Raw genomic sequence first — 1,584 nt, 5'->3', positions numbered from 1 at the left:
GTCCGCGGCGGTGGAGGCGTTGACCCGGTTGGCCGGGTATTCGCTGGAGTACGCCGAGCAGCCGGTCGCCGACATCGCCGGGCTGCGGGCCGTGCGAACCGAGCTGCGGCGGCGCGGGATCGCCACCCCGATCGCGGCCGACGAAAGCGTGCGCAAGGCCGCCGACCCCCTGCGGGTGGCCCGCGAAGACGCAGCCGACCTGATCGTGGTCAAGGTGCAGCCCCTCGGGGGCGTGCGGCGGGCGCTGGAGATCGTCGCCCAAGCCGGGCTCCCCGCCGTCGTGAGTTCCGCCCTGGACTCCTCCGTGGGGATCCGTGCCGGCGTGGCCTTGGCGGCGGCGCTGCCGGAACTTCCGTATGCCTGCGGATTGGCGACGGTGTCCCTGATGGCCGCGGACGTGGCGGCGGAACCGCTGGTGCCGGTGGCCGGCAGCCTCCCGGTGCGCGACGTCGTGCCCGACCCGGACCTGCTGGACCGTCTCGCTGCACCCGAGGACCGGCGGCAGTGGTGGCTGGAGCGGCTGACGCGGACGTATCGACTGCTGGAGCGGTGATTTAGGGGCGGGGAAACGGCAGCCGGCGCGGACGCTCGACGGCCGGGGACGGTTGGCCCGCATGTACCGCGGCGGGGGACGTGCCGAAAGGGCAGGGGGGATGGCTAAGCCATCGACCTCGCCTGCGGGACCGCTGGGACTGTGAAGCGCCTGTGCCCCGGACGTGCTTCGGGGCTGCGGGAAGCAGCCCCTACAGCAAGCTCAGGTGGCGAGGCCCGGTTACGCATGCCCTGCCGCTCGAGGCTGCATCCGCGGCTCAAACGTGCGGTGAGCCCTGTCTGGCCTTGCCGATTCCCTTGCACCGCTGGCATGAGAACGAGGCCCTAAACTGTCGGAGGCAGTCGGTAGCGTGTGGATATGGAGGGCGAGGGCGACGAGCTTCGGTTCCCGGTTCCGGGAAAGGGACTGGTGATGGACCTTGGCGTGCCCTCGCGTCCGGACAGTTCCCTGTTGGAAGCGCTGCTGCAGCACGCATTGGCAGAAGCGTTGCTCCGCCGGTATGGCATCGGCCCTGATCGCGCGGGATCAATTTCGGCGGCCGCTGACCTTAGCGCCCCTAACACGGTCGACTCCGCCAGCTCTGCAGAGATTCCTTCGCCACCGGAAGCCACCGATGGCGAGCAGCCAGCCATGCCCGAGGACGCCGAAAGCATGCCCGTGGTGCCCGAGGGCGGGGTGGGGGTGCCTGCCGTGCTGGCCGGTTTGTTGGCCGTGGTGGAGCCGGCGGAACTGGATGACGTGCAGACCATGGATTATCTTTTGGCTGCGGCGCGGGTGGAGGCGTGGGTGCAGTCGTGCCGGGTGAAGGCGTTGGATCGCTTCGCCCGGCTGCGTCCCGGGATGGGCGGGGACCGCGATCCGGAAGGCTTTTCCCGCTTCGCGCACCAGGAGATCTCGGCGCATCTGTGCACCGGTGATGCCGCGGCGCGGGCCATATTGGCCGATGCCCGGCAGATCTGCGCGCACCTGCCGGGCACTCTCGAGGCGATGGGCCGCGGCAGTCATGGTTGTCCTCTCATCGGCTGCATGCT

The 1,584-nt window shown here is 70.2% G+C and carries 2 protein-coding genes; both read left to right on the top strand.

The window, feature by feature from the left end; all coding sequences use genetic code 11:
• On the top strand, positions 1-553 hold a 553-nt coding region (locus AC5RV2_RS17845), incomplete at its 5' end, for an enolase C-terminal domain-like protein (protein WP_494093436.1).
• 357 nt (positions 554-910) lie between these two features.
• On the top strand, positions 911-1,584 hold a 674-nt coding region (locus AC5RV2_RS17840; protein ID WP_494093435.1), incomplete at its 3' end, for a hypothetical protein.

It is taken from the genome of Arthrobacter sp. Y3225116 (assembly GCF_059091245.1).
The sequence above is the reverse complement of the archived record's forward strand: the minus strand, read 5'-3'. Positions and strand labels throughout refer to the sequence as shown.